The 18,411-nt window shown below is 58.8% G+C and carries 11 protein-coding genes; 1 reads left to right on the top strand and 10 read right to left on the bottom strand.

Annotation, left to right across the window (positions count from 1 at the left end):
• Nucleotides 1-12: 12 nt before the first annotated feature.
• From EDF81_RS16585 to EDF81_RS16560, 6 genes are all read right to left on the bottom strand, one after another.
• Entirely contained in the window at nucleotides 13-2,673 is a 2,661-nt protein-coding gene (locus EDF81_RS16585) for a putative virulence factor (RefSeq protein ID WP_123349260.1), read from the bottom strand.
• Nucleotides 2,670-5,681 carry a virulence factor SrfB gene (locus EDF81_RS16580; RefSeq protein WP_123349259.1) on the bottom strand — a complete coding sequence of 1,004 codons (3,012 nt, stop codon included), beginning with the start codon at nucleotides 5,679-5,681 and terminating at the stop codon, nucleotides 2,670-2,672. Before EDF81_RS16580 ends, EDF81_RS16585 begins: the two co-directional genes overlap by 4 nt.
• On the bottom strand, nucleotides 5,681-7,111 hold the full coding sequence (locus tag EDF81_RS16575; protein ID WP_123349539.1) for an SrfA family protein: 1,431 nt from the start codon (nucleotides 7,109-7,111) through the stop codon (nucleotides 5,681-5,683). The genes EDF81_RS16580 and EDF81_RS16575 overlap by 1 nt, the downstream gene beginning before the upstream one ends.
• A gap of 120 nt (nucleotides 7,112-7,231) precedes the next feature.
• Nucleotides 7,232-8,530, bottom strand: coding sequence for a VWA domain-containing protein (locus EDF81_RS16570; protein WP_260232718.1), 1,299 nt, complete (start codon nucleotides 8,528-8,530; stop codon nucleotides 7,232-7,234).
• Nucleotides 8,531-8,766: 236 nt separating this feature from the next.
• Complete coding sequence (locus EDF81_RS16565) at nucleotides 8,767-10,050, bottom strand: YhfT family protein (RefSeq protein ID WP_123349257.1); 1,284 nt, start codon at nucleotides 10,048-10,050, stop codon at nucleotides 8,767-8,769.
• A gap of 54 nt (nucleotides 10,051-10,104) precedes the next feature.
• Nucleotides 10,105-10,473 (bottom strand): DUF2620 domain-containing protein, encoded by a 369-nt coding sequence (locus tag EDF81_RS16560; RefSeq protein ID WP_123349256.1) that lies wholly within the window; start codon nucleotides 10,471-10,473, stop codon nucleotides 10,105-10,107.
• A gap of 316 nt (nucleotides 10,474-10,789) precedes the next feature.
• Here EDF81_RS16560 and EDF81_RS16555 point away from each other — a divergent pair, with 316 nt between their 5' ends.
• Nucleotides 10,790-11,881, top strand: a complete 1,092-nt coding sequence (locus EDF81_RS16555; RefSeq protein ID WP_123349255.1) for a mannuronate-specific alginate lyase — start codon at nucleotides 10,790-10,792, stop codon at nucleotides 11,879-11,881.
• On the opposite strand, the gene EDF81_RS16550 is transcribed toward EDF81_RS16555, so the two are convergent.
• Genes EDF81_RS16550 through EDF81_RS16535 form a run of 4 tightly spaced genes read right to left on the bottom strand, consistent with a single transcriptional unit; the run spans nucleotide 11,873 to nucleotide 18,401 of the window.
• Nucleotides 11,873-13,141: an alginate export family protein gene (locus EDF81_RS16550; RefSeq protein ID WP_123349254.1), complete on the bottom strand. Its 1,269-nt coding sequence runs from the start codon at nucleotides 13,139-13,141 to the stop codon at nucleotides 11,873-11,875. The two genes, EDF81_RS16555 and EDF81_RS16550, sit on opposite strands and share 9 nt — an antisense overlap.
• Nucleotides 13,138-15,432, bottom strand: coding sequence for a phosphotransferase family protein (locus tag EDF81_RS16545; protein WP_184999546.1), 2,295 nt, complete (start codon nucleotides 15,430-15,432; stop codon nucleotides 13,138-13,140). Before EDF81_RS16545 ends, EDF81_RS16550 begins: the two co-directional genes overlap by 4 nt.
• Complete coding sequence (locus tag EDF81_RS16540) at nucleotides 15,419-17,248, bottom strand: ABC transporter ATP-binding protein (RefSeq protein WP_123349252.1); 1,830 nt, start codon at nucleotides 17,246-17,248, stop codon at nucleotides 15,419-15,421. The genes EDF81_RS16545 and EDF81_RS16540 overlap by 14 nt, the downstream gene beginning before the upstream one ends.
• Nucleotides 17,249-17,255: 7 nt before the next feature.
• A complete protein-coding gene (locus tag EDF81_RS16535; protein ID WP_123349251.1) occupies nucleotides 17,256-18,401 on the bottom strand; it encodes a glycosyltransferase family 4 protein in 1,146 nt (381 codons plus the stop codon).
• Between the last annotated feature and the right edge of the window lie 10 nt (nucleotides 18,402-18,411).

Below are 18,411 nucleotides of genomic sequence, written 5' to 3'. Positions count from 1 at the left end.
CGGTTACTCCTGTTACGACCGAATTCGGTGGATAATTGCGCCAAGGCTCTCGTTCTGGCCGACGCTAATTTCACGCCCCGCTGAATGACCCGCATTTTCTTTAATCAGCTCTTCCAGCCCCACCAGCCAGTCCATAATGAAAATCGCGCTGTAGTTAATCTGCGCAGGGGTCAGACGCGCCAGGCGCTGGCCTTCGTCTTCCCACAGGACGCTTTCGCACTGGGACGGCAGGGTAAAGATGGCCTGATCCGGTGCGTTACGTCGGACAGGACGGCTGGCGGGAGGCATCTCCTGGTAACCGAACCAGGTCATAAAATCGTTCATCACGTGCAGGACACGCGATACCTGGCGCTCAACCATTTTTTCAAGCAGCACCCCGGCCTGATCGGTGTTGGCCATCACGGCAAGCAGCCGGTCTTCGACGCGTAAGCGCAGCAGGCCGGAGATTAATTCATCGACCAGCATTTCGATGGCGCTACGCGGCAGGCCGATATAATTGGTGATGGCCGGGTTTTCTGGCAGACCCCGTAAGTGGTTGATCCACAGCTGCAGAGCCTGCTGAGCAAAGGCGGTTTCATGGCTGTGAACGGCGGCAACGGCCGTCTCGTTGCTGAACGCGTCTTCCACTCCGATATCAAAACTCAGGGTGTCTTCTGCTTCCGTTTCAGGCTCATCAAAGGAGACTCGCTGCATATAGAGTTCCTGCAGCTGACGTCGCCCGGGGACCAGCTGAACCAACAGTTCGCCGTGCATCCCACTACGTTTTCTGATGGCGGCAAGGATCTCTTCAGCGATACGGGCTTTCTTCGCCACTTCCTCGTCGCCTTCCGGCTGGTACCAGTTACCCAGGCCACCCTCAACCAGCTCATGACGGATATCGTCCAGCTGCTCGGCGATACGTTCCAGTTTGATCTCCGGACGCGCCACCTGAGCGAGGTAAGCCGCCATTCTCTCCATACCGCCGTTATTCAGCTTGAGCATGGCATCCCAGGCGTCGGCAGGCTCGGCGATATAGCGGGCAACGGCGTCATCCTCGAGGAACGTCTTGCGCATCAGCGCCATCTGCGGCGCATTCTCGGCATCGAATTCTGCTTCATCGCCGCCGCGCAGGCGGATAAACGACGTTTGCTGGCGTGGCTTACGCACCAGGAAGGTGTTGTTAAACGCCTGCCCCTGCTGCCACTCCTGCATCCACTCGTACTGGCTAAAGCGCTCCGTCATGGCCATTTTGATCATGCCGCCATAGCCCCAGAACTGGCGCAGGTTGGCTTCGTCACGCGTCAGCCCGTCCGTGATGCGCTTATCGAACATGGTCAGCGCCCAGACCAGCCCCGGCAGACGCGCGCCACGCACGGTGGCGTTCGCACCCTGGGTATGACGGATCCACGCATCCAGCACGCCGCCCACGTCTTTCACATCGGACTGTTTGTCCGACGCGGTACACACGACCAGGACGTTCATCTCCTGGTTTTCGGTGTAGCGCTCAAATAAATAGGCCACCTTGCCGCGCAGAATAAGCTGCGCCAGCGGGTTGCTGTCTTCGCTGTCTACCGCCCGCCGAATATCGTCCATGGATTTCACGCCCAGACGGCCGCGATAGCCGGGGAAGTCCAGAAGATCGACGGTTTCGAATATCGCCTCACGCGTGGAAGACATCAGCGGAATATGCAGTTCCACCGTTAAGGCCGTCAGCTCGGCCAGGGAGAGCGTGACCGGTGCCCCGGCCTGCCCCTCATGCACCGGGCAGACAGCGACCTGAACGTCAGAGTCTTTATTAAGACGTTCGAGCATATCCACATTCATGATGCTGTCGCGCTGCACCAGCTGCCCGTTCTCTTCGCTGACCAGAGTGCTCAACGGCGCCCAGACCTCACGCGCGTTGTCGAAGCGCTGCAGGGTTTGTGCAAACCCCGCGTAGGCATTAGTCAATTCAGGCACTTCGCCCCACAGCACCGAGAACAGCCGGGCGCGGTCGTCGGTTGAGAGCCACGGAGCCAGCAATACGGCCTGCGGCCAGTAACGCTGCGCCATCTGACGCTGGCTTTTCTCGGCGTGCTGATGGAGATAATCCCACAGGGAGACCACATCATCTTCCGTTACACCGGGTACCCGGGACGGACGGCGTTTCGCTGTCAGGCTCGTCAGCAGGTCGTTGATTTTTCTCTCATCAAACTGCCAGTCGAAGCGCTCCTGGTCGAAATCATGGATAAAGGCATTCGCCAGAATTTTCCCCATATCCGTTTCGCTGAACAGCTGCAGCGTAACGGGCCAGTTGTCGTCAGTGCTGCCGGTGCGACGACTGAATCGGGTGACCAGGCCGGTCGCCTCTTTCCCGCCGCCGGGCGGGTTGATATGGGTGATAAAGTCCAGCGCCTTGCCGCCAAGACGGGTTTCAAGCTTGCCATTCTCCCCGGCCGCCAGGGCGGAGATCAGGAAGGATTTCCCGGCCTGAGACAGGCCAAAAAAGCCAATCGTCATCGGTTTTGCCGCCGCCTGCGCGAGGCTACGGGCTTTATTACGGCTGCGGCGCAGATTAAGGGTTAAGCGGTCAGCTTCAGCATGCAAACGCGGTGCGTTCTGGCGCACATCGGCAATCCAGTCGATGGCCTGACCGGCGCCGTCTTCGACGCCCTGCCATCCCTGAATGATTTGTCCGGAATTGAGCTTACTCATTTGCTTTTAACGCTCCCGCTGTCCAGCCAGTAATGGGTTTCACCCAGGCCATTACCGACCAGAGTATTCAATTGGAATGCGACATCCCGGGAGCTGTACCCACGGCGGGCATGCTCCATTTCCAGCGACTCGATGCTGAATCGCTCAGGGCTTACGGGAGCCTGGTCTCTGTTCGAGCGCGCCTGCTCTGCCCGCAGGCGAATATGCATCACCGCATCGCCAGAGAGTTCCTGTCCCAGATCGGGATTAACGATTTTCAGGGTATACAGCGCAGAGGCCGGCCAGCGTTCGTTATCCAGCTGCCTGAAGCCAATGCGCGCCTCGCCGCGTAATTCAAAGCGGCTCTCCTGGCTGAGCTGGTAGTCAACGGAGTCCAGATCCACATTGCTGTAGGAGACGTTGCTGTCCTTAATCACGTTGTTGCTGTCCAGCATCCCCAGGTAGCGGATCGTGGAGTACGGCACAAAGTTCGCGGTGCGGAAGTAGAAGTTGTTGAGCCTCGACTTCTCGGCCAGCAGACAGAGCATCGCCCCGACTACCGCAGTCGATTTCGGATCGTCAATGCAGCCTTTTTTATTGAACGGATACCAGCCGCCGGTTTCATAACCGTGCAGCGAGAGCACCCGGGAAGGCGGAAGCGGCTGCAGCTGGCGGATCAGCGCCTGAATACCCGGCAGACGAGAAGGACGGCCGGTTAACAGTAAAATGTCGCAGTTGTAATGCCAGAGCACCTCACACAGCGCTCTGAGGCTGTGACAGATATTCATCTGGCCTTTGGCAGGATTGATAAATTCGTTATGCAACGCGGCCAGATTCACGTCGAGCGACGCATCGAGGATAGAGAACGACTGGCCGTCGCCCGGCAGCCCGGCGCGGACCGCATCGTTGACATAATCCTGCACTTTCTGCGTTGGGATATTTTCCGCCAGTAGTTCACGGAAGGTGGTGTTCAGGGTTACCGCGCCCGCTTCCGGCAAGTACTCTTCATAGCGATGTAAAATCGCCAGCGCCAGCGGGGCAAAAATTTGCAGGGTCAGCTGCTGACGAAGCACCTGTTTCCCCGCCTCAATCGACTCGCTGCCAAAGAGGTGCGACATCATCGACTCGGCGGCGGCACCGTCATGCCCCGCTTTGATCATCGCGGCTTTGACCGCCGGCTGGATGTACAGACGGATCACATCGAGCAGGATATCGTCACCGGCCACTTTAAACCCTTCGCGGAAGAGCTGTTTCGGCGTAATGCGAACGTTAACCCCCTGACCTTCATCAAGCGTATAGCGCGTGATGACCAGGTCCGTGGTACCGCCGCCGATATCAATCGAGGCGATTTTCAGGCTGCGTTCACCCTTTTCACCCAGCGGATTATCCGGGCGTCGCGTCGCGGCAAAGAATTCGTCGGTGCGTCCGCCAAAATAGTTTTGCGTCTCGTTGTAGAGATAAACCAGCTGGCCGCAGGTCGCCTCATCCCACTTCACATGCACCTGCGGATGCGGGAACTTAGGTGCCGGGGTGTTGACGAATTTCGCGTCAAAGTCCATTGACTCCCAGTCCAGCGCTTTCCAGACCAGATGAATCGCTCTGCGCATGCTCTTCTCAAAAATAACGCGCTCCGGTTTCGGCATCGCCGGGGGAACGGTCATGATGATATTGCGCAGCTGGCGCGGGGTACTGGCATGGTTCATTTTCAGCCGCTGTGCCGGGCTGTTAATCTGCATCAGGGCCTGGCTCAGCACCTCTGACAGCATCATGGTCATCAGGGAGCTGCGGCTGTAGATCGGTGAAAACACGGGCATACGCTCGTCTTCATCCAGGTCGATCAGCAGCTCGCCTTTATCATTGAGCATGTACAGCAGCGGCGCCGCCGTCGCCAGAGGTTCATGTTCTGATTTCACAAACGCCTGGCTAAAACGCCATCCCGGAGAGTAGGGCTGTTCATCCCACAGATAGCGTTTAGGGCTGGAAATACCGGTTGAACCTTCCGTGCCGAGGCGCTGGGAAGCCATGCGGAAAGCCTCCTCGCCCACGCGGCCAATGGTCGGCCACATAAAGGCATCGCTCCGTCCGCTCTTGAGCGAAAAGTCCTGCTTGCCGAACTCCGCCTGGGCGAACTCCAGTCGGCTATCGAAAGGTTCGCTATAGACGAACTGCGGCTGGCTTAAATCGCGCAGCTGCAGCTGATAGAGCTGGGACAGCCCTTTGTTATCGTCACGATGTTCTTCAATCAGAATGCCGCAGCTGCGTGAGTTGCCGATATCCAGCACCAGATCGACCGGGATTGCGGTATCACGAATTTTGACGTCGTTCACCTGCACTTCCGGCAGCGGAAGATACGTGCTTAATACGCTGAGCAGATTCAGGTAGTGGGCCTGATGCTCTTTCATCTCCAGCTTTATTTTATTGTCGTCATAGTGCTGGCGCAGCACTTCCTGCGCCCGGGAGGTGTAGACATCGCGCAGCCACTCATCCACCCAGGGCAGTTCCAGAAACTCACCCATTTCAAAATGATGTCTTGCCAGCGCGAAGCCTGCGCCCGTGCGCACATCATCTTCGCCAGGAGCAAGGTACTGGGTGTTTTCCCGATCCGGCGAAATTTTGGTGTCAAAAATCAGCGTGGCGCGCCAGGTATTCCCTTTATCGTCCGGCTCGGCCAGCTCATGAAACTGTACGCGAGACCAGTTTGTTGGCCCCTGCGAAAAGGCGCGCGGCGGGTTGAAGCGGAAAAACGGCAGCGGCAGCCAGATCCCCTTCAGCAGGCGGAGGGATTCGTCCACAGAGAGGGAATAATCGGCCTCCGCGCTGACGGGCGTCTCATTCTCGGGGGCCGGAATAACGAGGCTATTCTCGCGCTCGTTATCAACCAGGCGCAGCACCATCCCCGAGCCTTTCTGACGCAGGAATTCGCCGTACTCTTTACGGGCCGGTAATTTGAAAGCAAAGTCGAGAAACTGGATCCCGCTATCGCGAATAAGTTTGACCTGCTTTTTAAAATCAGTGAGTTCTGCCAGCATTAGTTACCTGCCTCCTGCTTCATCGAAATCGGGAAAAGGGTATTCTCGTCATAGAGCCCTTTACAGTCGGCCGCGCTTTGCGCTCCGGGTACACAGAGGATTTCCGGCATCTTGTAAACAGAACCGTCGGAACAGGTCGCTTCCCCCTGGTTATTAATTGCGAGCTGACCGGCCTGGATGGCCGCATTGACCGCCCCGCGACAGGCAACGCCGTCGCCACGCGTCATACGCACTTCACCCTGACCATTATTCAGCTGGTAGCTCAGGCTTAACGGTTTGCCCGTCCGCCGATCCTGGATCCCCGCCCCGGCATGCCAGCGGCCATTGAGGAAGTCCGTGTTGCCCTGGGCCAGGGCTTCCGCGGGGATCGTCAACGGCGCAGCCTGCCCGCCAGCAGGCGTCGGAGGGGTCACGTTACCGACGCCCGGCTCAACAGGCGCGATAGGTTCGGGCTGAGCGTTGGCACCTTCAGCCGGTGCGGCTTCCGGCACGGGGGGAACGACTGCCGGACTTTCATTTTCCGGCGTCGGCAGGCCTGACGGCTCGTCAGTGGATGCCTGCGGTGCAGCGGGCGTCTCCTGCTGCGACTCGGGTACCACGGCAAGCCCCGGCTCCTGTACTGTCGGAACTTCCACGGTCGCGCCGTTGCCGGATGTGGTCAGGTTGCCGACATTCGCTTCGTTGACCGGGGAGCCATTCAGGCCGATCTGCGGGACGGTGACCGTGGTATTCGGTAGCGTGGGCTGCAGCGCGCTCAGCCCGGGAATAGAAACGCCCGGTACGCAGCTGCGCAGAAACAGCAGGATCAGCAACAGCAGCAGAAGAAGCGGCAGGAGCCAGCGCAGCCATGCCGGAAGCACCCACCACCAGCCGCGACGCACCGGCGGCTGTCCGACGGGTTCCGGGGCGGGAGACGGGGATGGCGCGGCCGTTACCGGTGCCGCAGGCGTTAACGGTACCGCCGGGCGCAGGCAATCGAGCGGATCGATACGCGCCTGGTGCCGGGCATTCACAAATCCCCAAAAGCTGATAACCGGTTTACCCGCCACCAGCCAGACATGTTTGGGATCGGGGAACTGGAGTGCTTTTTCCAGCAGCTGGCCAAACAGGCGCTGCTCGGGCTGTTTGTGCTCGCGCATCTCTTCGCTAAACTGGCTCAGTACGGCCTGATGGCTCTCCAGCTGGCTGAGGGCAGCGGCACGCTCGCTTTCCATGGCCGCAGACCAGGGAACCACATCGCCAGAAAAAGGGGCATACCAGTCAATGCGGTCCCCGTGCTCATTCACCTGAGGAATCGCCAGACAGTCGGCCACGGCGCTTTGACGGCGCAAACGTAATGTTTCCCGTAGCTGTAACGCGGAAAGGTGTACCGCCTGCCCGTTTTCACCCAGAGATTGATATTTATCGAGCCTGTCACTACACAAAAACATTTCTTTCACGTTTGCATGCCCTTGCTATCAATAAAACAAGTGATAAAAAACATTCACCCAAACAGGATGGCTAGTTCCGGAATGAAATTATTTTAACGGTAACGAATGCAGCCGATTACCTTACTCACATCCCTCGGGAATATATTCTTTCATTGCCTCGGTCACGACTTTATTAAAATCCCGGGTATTGTTGACGGCAAATACGCCGCCGCCGGTATTTTCAGCAATACAATTACCGGCACCCGTGCTCATAATATCGACGACATTGACCTGTAAACGCGGCTTCGCTTTTTTCAGCCTGTTCGACACCGCACAGGGATCGCCCCCGCAGGTCTCATTGCCGTCGGTGATCAATAAAATAATGGCGTCACGATTGACCCCGTCGACCAGGGCTCCCGCTTTCGTTAACGCTTCAGCCAGAGCGGTTTTCCCCTCCGGCTCGATCCGGTTTACGCTTTTTTTGAGCGCCCCGCGCTGCTGGAAAGAGAAGGGTTTTGAAACCGCAATACTTCTGCAGTTTGCCGCCGAGACCAGGCTTATCGACATATCTTTCGGGACTTCATCAATCAGCTTATTTGCCGCGGTGCGGGCAAGGCTGATACGGCGTGGTTCACGCTCAATGTTGTGGGGGGCGTAGCCTTCATTCCAGCGCTGCAGTTCTTCAACGGTGGCGTCCATACTGATCGCCATAGAGCCAGAGGCATCAAAAACAATCACCACTTCAGGCGCCTGCTGTTTCTGACGGTTGACCGGGCAGAGTGCTTTAACCGGTGGCGGGGGTTTCACTGCCGGTTTTTCGATGACGGGCTGTGGGGGTTCAGGCGCAGGTTCAGGCCTGGCTACCACCGGTTCAGGTTGGGTGGCCGCCGGCTCAGGCTGGGTAACAGCAGGTTCAGGTGGCGCAGTCGGTAAACAGCCGCGCAGCAGAAACAGCGCCAGCACGGCAAGCAGAAAGGCTAGCAGGAGCCATGGCCACCACAATCTTCGCGCAGTCACCGCACCAGCGGCTGCTGCGGTAGCCGTAGCGGCGGCAGCAGCCTGAGGCGCGCTGTCGGGCCAGGCGGTAATCACCGGCTGCCCTTCTATCACCCATACGCTGTCTCTCGCGGGCTGCTGACCTGCCAGTTTAAGCAGCTGTAAGACATCTACCGACGCGCTACCATTCTGCTCAAGCCTCTGGTGCAGCTCCGCCACCGAGGCCAGCTTTTGCGTCAATAGTGATTCGGCGCGCGCACGCGCATCCGCAGCAAGCTGGAGCAGAGGAACCGGTTCGCCATTGAGTTCGCTATACCACTCAACGGCACCGTCAGCGGCAACGGACGGACGGGCAAATAAATTCGCGTAAGCCGGGGATAAATATTGAACAAGAAGGTCGTTCAGCGAAGACCAGTGTGTAATAGCCCATTGTGCTTCTGCCAATTTTTCAGTGGTTCTTGTTATTCTTAGCATTTATATGGGCTTTAAGCAGAAAATGGATAAATCGTGAAGATATCCATCTTAAGATTAAACTGAATTGCAGAGAATGGTAAAAGCCACCGCAGTCAAAAAAACCACCAAATATAATAGGTAGGCCTCGCCTTTCTTTGCCAGCCAGACTGAAGATTCAATCTGGCTGGCTTCCAAAATGGGTAGCAAGATGTCCTCATCCGTCTACATCACCCGGTATAGCATCCAAAGACAGCAAAAATATTCGCCAGAATGCCGACAATAATTGCGGCGATAGGACCCGCTGCCAGTTTCATCACCGGACGCCCGCTGATTTCATTGAGGATATAAAGGCTAACCGTCAAAAAAATACCCGTACCTGACCAAATCTGGCTGGCTGCATTGACGCCGCCTACTAGCAGGGCAATTTCAAGGATTTGTGTCATTGAGGTCCGGATATTATCGCCCGACATTTTTAATGCCGGGAAACGATTTATGGCTTTACCTATTTTACTTAAGCCAGCGATCTCTATGCCCATCGCGCTGGCGCCCAGAACGCCAGCCGCCAGGGGATTCGGGGCGAGATAACCCAGGCCAAGAAACCAGTCACACCACCCGTTGGTCCCGTAGACACCGCTCACCATCGCGGTCGTGATAATCAGCGGCATAAAAGCGATAGCCTGTACGGTAGCAACAATCGCGGCGGACGTGATGTCGCCCTTACCCACCAGCGCTGCCGCAATCGGCTCCCCGGCCAGCCATTGATAATGAGCCGCAATAGAGATAAGCGCAGCCATTGGCAGCAAATACAGAATGTTCTTTCTGATACGTCTGATATTGTCGTCAAAGAGGCTGTGATCCAGCGTCGCATCCCTGCGATTTTTATCCCTCGAGGCAAAAAACAGCAGGCAAATCATCCCCACCAGCATTGCGATACCTTCAGGACTGAGAGAGACCGTATTCCCTGCCAGAGAAACAGGATTCAGACGCTCCACGGCAACACGTCCCAGAAATGACAAGGTTATTGTTATAAGCCCTGCTTTTTTCCCGAACTGATAGCCAACGGTGATTGCGGGGAAAGCGACAAAAGCATAGACAATAGGCTCGCCAACCAGCGTCAGAGCATCAAGGAAGTTGACCGGAAGATAAGTAAACCCTTTAACCACCGTGTCCAGAGCCAGAATAACGCCAGCGCCATAAACCGTTCCTGCCAGTACCGCAACGGTGCTATTAGCAATAGCAAGACCAATAAAATCAGATGATAATAAGATGATGTGAATAACGATAATACCGGTAGCCAGCGTAATGGGCAGGGCAAACCCCGTAATAAAACCGATACTGATGGCAAAAGAAACGCCCATTAATTCCTTGCGACGCATATTACCGTTAATAAACTCTGGAAGGATCGGCCGCAGGCCATCATGGTATACAGCGATGATCCTGTTTGCCAGAAATGTGGCATAGCCCCCTAACAATCCAAAAATAACAATCTTAATGACTGTTGAAAATTCCATAACTCCGCTCCCTGGTTGATTTAGAAAAAGCCATTTCCAGGCCATGCCAGATGACTATTTCCCCTGTAGCCGCAGCGCGTGAACAAACGCTTTTACCGCATTCTCAGCCCGGTCATTAGTAAAACCAAAGGCCTTAACCCCGGATGCCAGTAGCTGAGTGACTTTCTCTTCAGAGGGTTGAACCAGAGCGTTAGCTATCGTCGCACACTTATCCCGGCCGATTAGCGCATAGGCCATAGCCAGAGCACCACCGGCACCGCTCTGACAGGCACCGAGATAGTAGTCGCATTGATTATTCTTAACCTTCATCGCCGCATCCATATCCGTCATAATTTCAGCGCTAAAATTCCCCTCGCCATATTTTTCAAGGTATTCCACAATTTCTTTCTTATTAAACTGACCGCCGACTGCAATGTGATACATGTTGTCCCCTCGCTCTCTTGGCTAAGTATTAGTGATGATTATTACAGGCACTATTAATTACCTATCATTCACTTCATAAATAATCATTTTAATGAATATTTATGATACTAAAAACGATCTTAGGATCGTTCTTGTGCACCACCATCATTTCGTCACAAATATTCAAGAAAATGAAAAATAACAAAGAAAATATAACGACTCACACAAATGAAAACGCCGACTGACTTCACAAAACCCACGGTCTTTTTCACCAGGAATAATAAATCTCACCCGTGCTATAGTCCCGACTCCCCCACAGTAAAGGGATTGATTACGCATGGCTCTGATAACTCGCGCACTACTCCTGTTAACCCTGGCGACGGCGACAGCCCATGCCGCGACCCCGCTTCGCCCACCCGCTGGTTTTTCCCTGCCCCCGCAGGCCACAGCAACGCTAAAGACGAAATTGACCTGCCCCGATGCGCCTGCGCCCTTTACCGGCCCGCTCGATTTTCACAGTAAATACGAGGGGTCAGACAGCGCCAGAGCGACGTTGAATCCCGAAGCCGATCGGGCGTTCCGCGAAGGCACCCGGCAGATTACAGCGCTTGAGAAGCAGGTCGTGCAGGAAACGACTCGCTATCAGCGGGATGGCGATGTGCGCCATGTGGCCTGTGTGGCGGAGGTGATGAACACCTGGGCGCAGGCGGATGCGCTGACCGGAGAGGCGGTCAACCATACCGGGAAATCGATGCGTAAGTGGGCGCTCGCCAGCCTCTCTTCCGCGTGGCTACAGCTACAGTACGCCCCGACGCAGCCGCTGAAGGCGATGCCGCAGCAGGCGCGGGCAACGGAGCAGTGGCTGGGACGGCTGGCGGATTTGACGGTGAAGGACTGGGCGGATTTGCCGCTGAAAAAAGTCAACAACCACAGCTACTGGGCGGCCTGGGCGCTGATGTCCAGCGCGGTGGTGACCCAGCGGCAGGATCTGTTTGACCATGCGATGGCGATTTATCGCACGGCGATGTCGCAGGTCGACGGCGAGGGTTTTCTGGAGAACGAACTGCGCCGCAGGCAGCGGGCGTTTTCATACCATAACTACGCCATCCAGCCGCTGGTGGCGATTGCCCTGTTTGCCCGCGCCAACGGCGTGGATGTGACCCGCAGGAAAGATGACGGGCTGTATCGCCTCGGCAGGCAGATCATTCAGTCTCTGGATAATCCGCAAACCTTTACCACCAGGGCCGGGGAGCAGCAGGATATCGACTTTATCGGCAAGCCCGGCAACCTGGCCTGGCTGGAGGGCTGGTGCAGCCTCTATACCTGCGATAGCGCGCTACACCAGCGTATTGAACGCCTGAGACCGTTGCAATATACCCGTCTCGGGGGCGATGTGACCCGGCTGTTCACGGAAACCGCGCTAAAATGAGACCTCCAGATCCACGGCAGCGCTATAAGCAGGCTGACTGCGCGGACTGCTGCTTTTTGATCCTGCGGCAAAGCGCGATGAGGGATTAAACGTCCCCAGCTTGCTCTCCAGCTTGAGGTTATCCAGCGGCTCCCAGCCGTAAATCAGATCGAGGCCGTAGCCCAGGCGACGGCCGTTCTGCCTGTCGTAGCGAGGACGCAGTTCCATATCATCCTCCGACAGCGCTCCCAGCCGGAACTGGCTGTAGTCGTGATAAATCAGATCCAGGGTTGAGGTCTCGCCAAGGCTGGCCCCCAATCCCAGGGTCAACACCTGCAGGTTCGCCAGATTCGGGTTCAGGGTTTCACCGTAGATCTTAAATTTGGTCTCGCCGCCGAATTTCGCCTCGTTGGACTGCAGCCCGGTCTGGCGATACTTTTCCGAGCCGACGGCATAGCCCAGCGTCAGCCGGGGCTTCAGGTTTTCGACCGGGAAGATAACGGTGCCGCCCATATCCAGCGCGTAGCCATGAAAGCTTTCGCCCTGATGATTTCCTTCCGCTATGCCAATCTCCAGCCAGTGCTGCAGACGGTCGTGCCTGGCGTTATGCGAACGAATACCAAAATTCCCCTGGCGGAAACTGTCATCTCTGACGTTATTCTGCACCACGCCATAGGCTCCCACGCGCCAGCGTTTCGCCACCTGGTAACGCGCCAGCAGCCCCATAATATTGACCGACTGAGTATTGCGAGTGGTGCTGTCCATCAGGTCTTTCTGCCAGAAATTCACCCGGCCACCAAAAGCCTCCGCCGACCACGCCGCTTTTCGCCAGTGTATCCACGCCCCATCCAGGTTTTCATCCACCAGCCACTCGCGCTCGTCGCGATACAGCCAGCGCCCCATTTTCACGCGCGTATTTGGGATCAGATCGTTTTTCAGGCCGATATACGCCTGGTTCACCTCCAGCCGGGTCTGCTTCTCCGGCCGCTCGCCCGATTCCCGCTTGGTCTGTCGCTTCCACTCCAGCTCGGCGCGGCCATACACAGGGCTGTCCGGCATGACTCTCACGTCGAACCGCAGCAGCGGCTCCAGCTCCAGTTCGTTTTCTCGCTTATTTCCGGCCCGCAGTTTCTTATTGCGCAGGTTAGAGGCCTCTATTTTGGCCGTGCCCTCAAAGGTCACCGGGAACACCTGATCTGAGGGCGCATCGGCCGCTCCGGCAAAACCGGCCATCGCTAACAGGCTAAGCCCTGCCAGCGTAATCATAACGTGACGCATCATAATCCGATTTCCCTGTCGTTATGCGCGGTGAGCCAGTGCCGCAGCTGCTGTTCACACGCTTCAAGTAGCGCGGTAGTGGTATGAGTGCGCTCAGCAAACTGCGTGCTGAGAAAAATATGCCGCGCCAGCGACAGCGTGGCGAATTGGTGCACCGACGTCGGCGATATTCCCGGCGAGTTCGCCAGCCAGGCCTGCGTAAACGCCTGTTCATGGAGCATCAGCGCATCGATATTCTGGTCACGACGCAGCGCCAGCTCCCGGACATGGGCCAGATAGTTACCCGCATCCAGCGCCGGGTAACTCAGACAGCAGAGATCAAAATCGAGCATCACCAGTTGGTCAGGACGATCCCGGCTGAGCATCACCTGGTCGGGATAGAAATCCCGATGGGCACAGCCCGGCACATCGCCCTCCAGGGCCTGCGCCAGCGTTGTGCAATCGGCCAGCATCGCCGTCAGCCGGGTTTGCCAGTGGGGATAGAGCCCCGCCACCTTCTCCAGCCCGCGTGCCAGCACCGCCAGCTCATCGCTGAGCCGCCAGCGCTTCGCCGCCGCCACCGCGTTCAGTTTGCCGCTCTGCTGCACCGCCGCCAGCGCCTGCCCGACCAGGGTGCCGGACCGGGCGAGATCCGGGTTTCCCGGGCGCAGCAGCGCCGTCAGCGGTTCGGCATCGCGCTTCTCCTGAAGCCAGACCTGCCACTCAGGCAGCAGACCCAGCGGCTCCGGGACCACCACGGGTGCCGGTGCGCAAAAGCCGTCCTGCCACAGAGCCAGCTGACACTGATAGCCGTGCCGATCCATCCCCTTATGGCGGTATTTCCCCAGCACCGCCTCAGACGGCGATAGCTGAAATTCCACCAGCGCCCGTCGCCCCGGCTTATGGCGCAGTAGCCGACAGCGCGGCAGCGGATACCCGGCAGGTAAATTCAGCGCGGCAAGCAGCGGCGGACCGATTTTCAGCGGATCGCAGAGTGCCGCCACGCGCGCATCCATCGCGGTCTCACTGCGACCGAGGGTTTCTGCCTCATCGACCCGCTGGTTCACGCGGGTCAGGAGCCGCTCGATCTGCTGCGGCCAGTCGGCAACCCGCCGCCGAAACGGCTCGGCGGCCAGGCACAGCAGCGCCCGGGCGCTGTACCAGAGCAGCCCCCGGATATCCAGCGTGCGCTGCGACCGGTAGCCGGTCAGAAAGGCCAGCATCGCCTCGCTGACCTGTCGCGGGGTAATCAGCCCGCCGATGGTCTGCATCTCCAGCCGGGCGCGAAAGCTGCCCAGATCCGCCAGCGGATTGCCACAGGCGCAGCGATCCCAGTCGATGATCCGCAGCGGACCGCCGTCGGCAGGCTTAATCAGCTGGTCGGCGGAAAAATCCCCGTGGATCGGGACCGCTTCCCCGGTGCAGTCGGCAAGCGAGCGGGCAATGCGGCGGGCAAGATGCTGAAAATGCCCGGCCGACGCGGGCAGGATCGTCTCAAGGGTGTTAAACACCTGCCACATGGCCTGGATATCATCCTCCACCCGCTGGACCACCGGCAGGGAAAACGGCGCCTGGTGCAGCTTCGCCAGCGCCACACCGGCAGCGGACATCATCTCCGGTGCCAGACATCCGCCATCCTCCGGCCCCAGACTTGCGCCCTCCAGCCAGCGGGTCATCAGCATCCGGCCGTTGCCTTTACAGGCGACCAGGGAAATCTGGCCCAGCGCCGCGCCCACCGCGCTGCCCTGCAAAATCCGTCCATATTCATTTTTGCTGGCGACGCGCAGGACGCCCAGCGGCACGCCTCGTCGGGAAAGCGCAATAACCGCCCGGCGCTCCGGCTTGTAACGCAGAAAGCGCCACTCCAGCGCATGCAGATCCGGCTCGTCGGGCAGCAGTTCACCGAACAGAGCAAGGCGGGCGTCATCCTCCAGCAGGGAGAGATAGCGAATGCCGCGATCGAACGCCGGGTGCTGCAGTATCACCGCCTTATCGTGCAGCGCCAGCGGCGCACGGGGATCGCCCGCGGCAACCAGCGCCTGGCGCTTAGGGTGCTGCCAGGACTGCTGAAAACGCGCAGCGGTCAGCGCTTTGGCAAAGTAACGCCGCGTCCCGCCGTTGCCGAGATGCAGCAGCAGCCCGGCAACGCAGCTGGTCCCCGGCTTATAGCGCAGGTAGGTCAGGCTTACCTCACACAGATCGTCAAACGCAGGCAGCGTGCGCAAAGCGGCCAGCAGTGCCTCAGCATCCAGCAGCAAGTTCAGCCCCGGCAGCGCCCGGTCCCGGGCAACGATATCGGCATCATGCGTATTCATCTTGTTTCTGCTCCACGTCCTGTGAGTGCTGCTGTAAGCGCCACATCCCGGCGTAGTGGCCGTTGAGCGCCAGCAGCGCCTCATGGCTTCCCTGTTCAGCGATGCGCCCCTGCTCCAGCAGCACGATATGGTCGGTTCGGGCGGCAAAGGCCAGATTGTGCGTGATCACAAGCGTTGTTCTGGTGCGCATCAGACGCAGCAGCGCGTCAATGACCAGATGCTCGTTATGGCTATCCAGCCCCACGCTGGGCTCATCAAGCACCAGAATCGGGCTGTCGCGAATGGCTGCTCTGGCGATGGCGATACGCTGGCGCTGGCCGCCGGACAGGGAGCTACCGCGCTCGCTAATCACCGTGTCATAGCCCTCAGGCAGCGCCAGAATAAAGTCGTGGGCGTTGGCCAGCCTGGCGGCGGCAAACATCGCCTCTTCGCTCACCTCTGCATGCGCGGCGAGCAGTATATTTTCCCGAACGGTGACGCCGAACAGCAGGTTTTCCTGCGGGACGTAGGCGGTCTGCTGCCGAATGCTGCAGGTGGTGTAGTGGCTGATATCCTTGCCATCGATCAGGATCTGCCCGGAATCGGGCGAGTAGAGCCGAAGCAGCAGACTGCTCAGGGTAGACTTCCCGGCCCCTGACGGCCCGACAATCGCCACGGACTGCCCGGCGGGAATATCAAAGCTGACCCCGCACAGCACGCCGGTTTCCCGGGCCGCATCCTGATAGGAGAAGCGGACATCCTGCCAGCGGATGGCGGGCGTAGTAGCGCCCAGCATCACGGCGTCCGGGCGGTCAACCATGGCCGGCTGTTGCGCCAGCAGATCGGTGATCCGCTCCCCTGCGGTCAGGGCTTTCGCCAGCCGCCCGGTGTATTTGGCGTACTCGCGAATGGGCCGAAAGGCATTTTTCAGATAGGAGAGGAAGATCAGCAGGTTGCCCGGCGTCATGCTGCCGTCCAGCACATCGCGGGTGCCATCCAGCAGCACAATGGCGGTGGCAAAGGCGATCAGCAGCTCAACCCGACGCTCCAGCCCGGCGGACAGACGCTTAACCTCGACGTTCTGCTGCATACTCCGGGTATCGTCCCCGCTGAAGCTTTTGCGGGTCGCCTCTTCCAGCGACAGCGCCTGTACGGTCGCAATACCGCCCATATACTCCGTCGCCTTCGCCGCCAGTTTGCCTTCCCGCTTGCGCTGGGCCCGGCTGACATCGCGGATTTTTTGCCCTGATTTCCGCGTGCTCCACAGCAAAACGGGGATCGGCAACAGCGCAATCAGGGTCAGATCCCAGTCGATATAGAGCATGACGCCAAACATCCCCAGCAGCATCACAATGCTCGACAGCAGCGGCATCATGGCGGTGACGGTCACCTCGCGCAGCATGCCGATATCGTTACTCAGACGCAACGCGAGATCCCCGACTCTGGCCTGGCGATGAAACGCCAGCGGCAGCCGCAGCAAGTGGGTGAAGAGATCCCGTCGTACCTCGCTCATCACCCGACTTCCGGCGATAGCCAGCCCGATAGTGCTGAGATAGCTGATGGCCGCCTTCAGCGTGGCGATAGCAATCACGCTAATGGCGCAGGCCCACAGCCAGGTCTCAATCCCCCAGCTTTCGGTTCCCGGCAGCCGGGTGACCATTTTCTTACCGGCCATCTCGGCCATAATCAGGTCGATAGCGAAGGAGAGCGGCCAGGGCTCAAGCAGGCGCAGCAACGTCGCCAGCATCAGGGTGGCAAAGGAGCCGCTAATCAGCCGACGCTGCCGACGGATATAGGGCCAGAAGGTGTGAATCAGGCGTTGATCGGGGGTTGTCATCGACGCCTCACTGCAGCCCGGCCAGCTGCAGAATATGGGCCACCACACGATCCCAACCATGCTCGCTCGCCACCTGCTGGCGACCGGCACTGCCCAGTCTCTGACGCAGGGCGTCGTCATCCAGCAGGCGTTCAATGGCTTCGCACAGCGCCTGCGGATTATCCGGCGGCACCAGTAGCCCGGTGCGCTCGTCGCTGACCACCTCCGCCAGATGACCGGTGTGGGAGGCAATCACCGCCGCGCCCGCCGCCATATATTCGTAAATTTTCAGCGGCGAAAAATAGAACCCCGTCATCTGCGGATAGGGCGCCACGCCGATATCCATCTCCGCCAGCAGGGCAGGCACCGCATCCGGCGGCACCGCACCGGCAAAGTGGGTCGCGGCCAGCAGACCGCGCTCCTCCAGCCATCGGTGTATCGTCGCGTACTCCGGCCCGTCTCCGACAATCGACAGTCGAACCCGACGCCCTCGCTGGTGCAGCAGCGCAAAAGCGGCCGTCAGAGTCTGCACGCCGTGCCAGGGCTTTAACGTCCCGAGAAAACCGACGGTGGGTATCGTCCCTTCGTGTCGCGCCAGGCCGCTAAAGCGCTGGAGGTTGACGCCGTTGGCGACTACGTGGGTGCGGCCGCCGGTTTGCGGATAGCCATCGAGCCAGGCCTTTACGCCCGGCGATACGGCAATAATCGTCCCGGCCGCCGCCAGCGCCTGACGGAGCACCTCTTCGGCTTCGGTCTCAAACGGCAGTTCGCGCCAGGTCCGCTGTTCATCGATCAGCGGAGCGTTGACCTCCAGTACGCTGCGACAGCCCGCCTCCCGGGAATAGGTCATCCCCGCGTGGCTCCACAGAGAGTAGCGCTCGTAAACCAGATCGAAGGGGCCCGCATCGTTAAGCTGTGAAATGAGCGTCGGGTTAGCCGCCAGCGCCGCACGGGCACGCGCTTCGGCGTCTTTACCCGACGGCAGTGCCGCCAGCGACTGGACGGTCAACGCCTGAAAGGCTTCCGGCACCGCCTCTCCCAATCGCTGGGCGAAAAGCGTCACCTCCGCCCCGCGCTGCAACAGGGCGCGCAGCACTTCCTGGATATGGACTGACGCGCCTTTGCGGCCAAATACCGGGATCCCCGGATCGGCACAGATATACGCAACCTTCATACGCTTTTCC

The organism is Enterobacter sp. BIGb0383 (assembly GCF_003751845.1).
GTDB lineage: Bacteria > Pseudomonadota > Gammaproteobacteria > Enterobacterales > Enterobacteriaceae > BIGb0383.
The sequence above is the reverse complement of the archived record's forward strand: the minus strand, read 5'-3'. Positions and strand labels throughout refer to the sequence as shown.

Coding starts and splice junctions, on each gene's coding strand:
- EDF81_RS16575 (WP_123349539.1), bottom strand. CDS start 7,111: ATGTTTTTGTGTAGTGACAGGCTCGATAAATATCAATCTCTGGGTGAA.
- EDF81_RS16550 (WP_123349254.1), bottom strand. CDS start 13,141: ATGATGCGTCACGTTATGATTACGCTGGCAGGGCTTAGCCTGTTAGCG.
- EDF81_RS16535 (WP_123349251.1), bottom strand. CDS start 18,401: ATGAAGGTTGCGTATATCTGTGCCGATCCGGGGATCCCGGTATTTGGC.
- EDF81_RS16565 (WP_123349257.1), bottom strand. CDS start 10,050: ATGGAATTTTCAACAGTCATTAAGATTGTTATTTTTGGATTGTTAGGG.
- EDF81_RS16585 (WP_123349260.1), bottom strand. CDS start 2,673: ATGAGTAAGCTCAATTCCGGACAAATCATTCAGGGATGGCAGGGCGTC.
- EDF81_RS16540 (WP_123349252.1), bottom strand. CDS start 17,248: ATGACAACCCCCGATCAACGCCTGATTCACACCTTCTGGCCCTATATC.
- EDF81_RS16580 (WP_123349259.1), bottom strand. CDS start 5,681: ATGCTGGCAGAACTCACTGATTTTAAAAAGCAGGTCAAACTTATTCGC.
- EDF81_RS16560 (WP_123349256.1), bottom strand. CDS start 10,473: ATGTATCACATTGCAGTCGGCGGTCAGTTTAATAAGAAAGAAATTGTG.
- EDF81_RS16545 (WP_184999546.1), bottom strand. CDS start 15,432: ATGAATACGCATGATGCCGATATCGTTGCCCGGGACCGGGCGCTGCCG.
- EDF81_RS16555 (WP_123349255.1), top strand. CDS start 10,790: ATGGCTCTGATAACTCGCGCACTACTCCTGTTAACCCTGGCGACGGCG.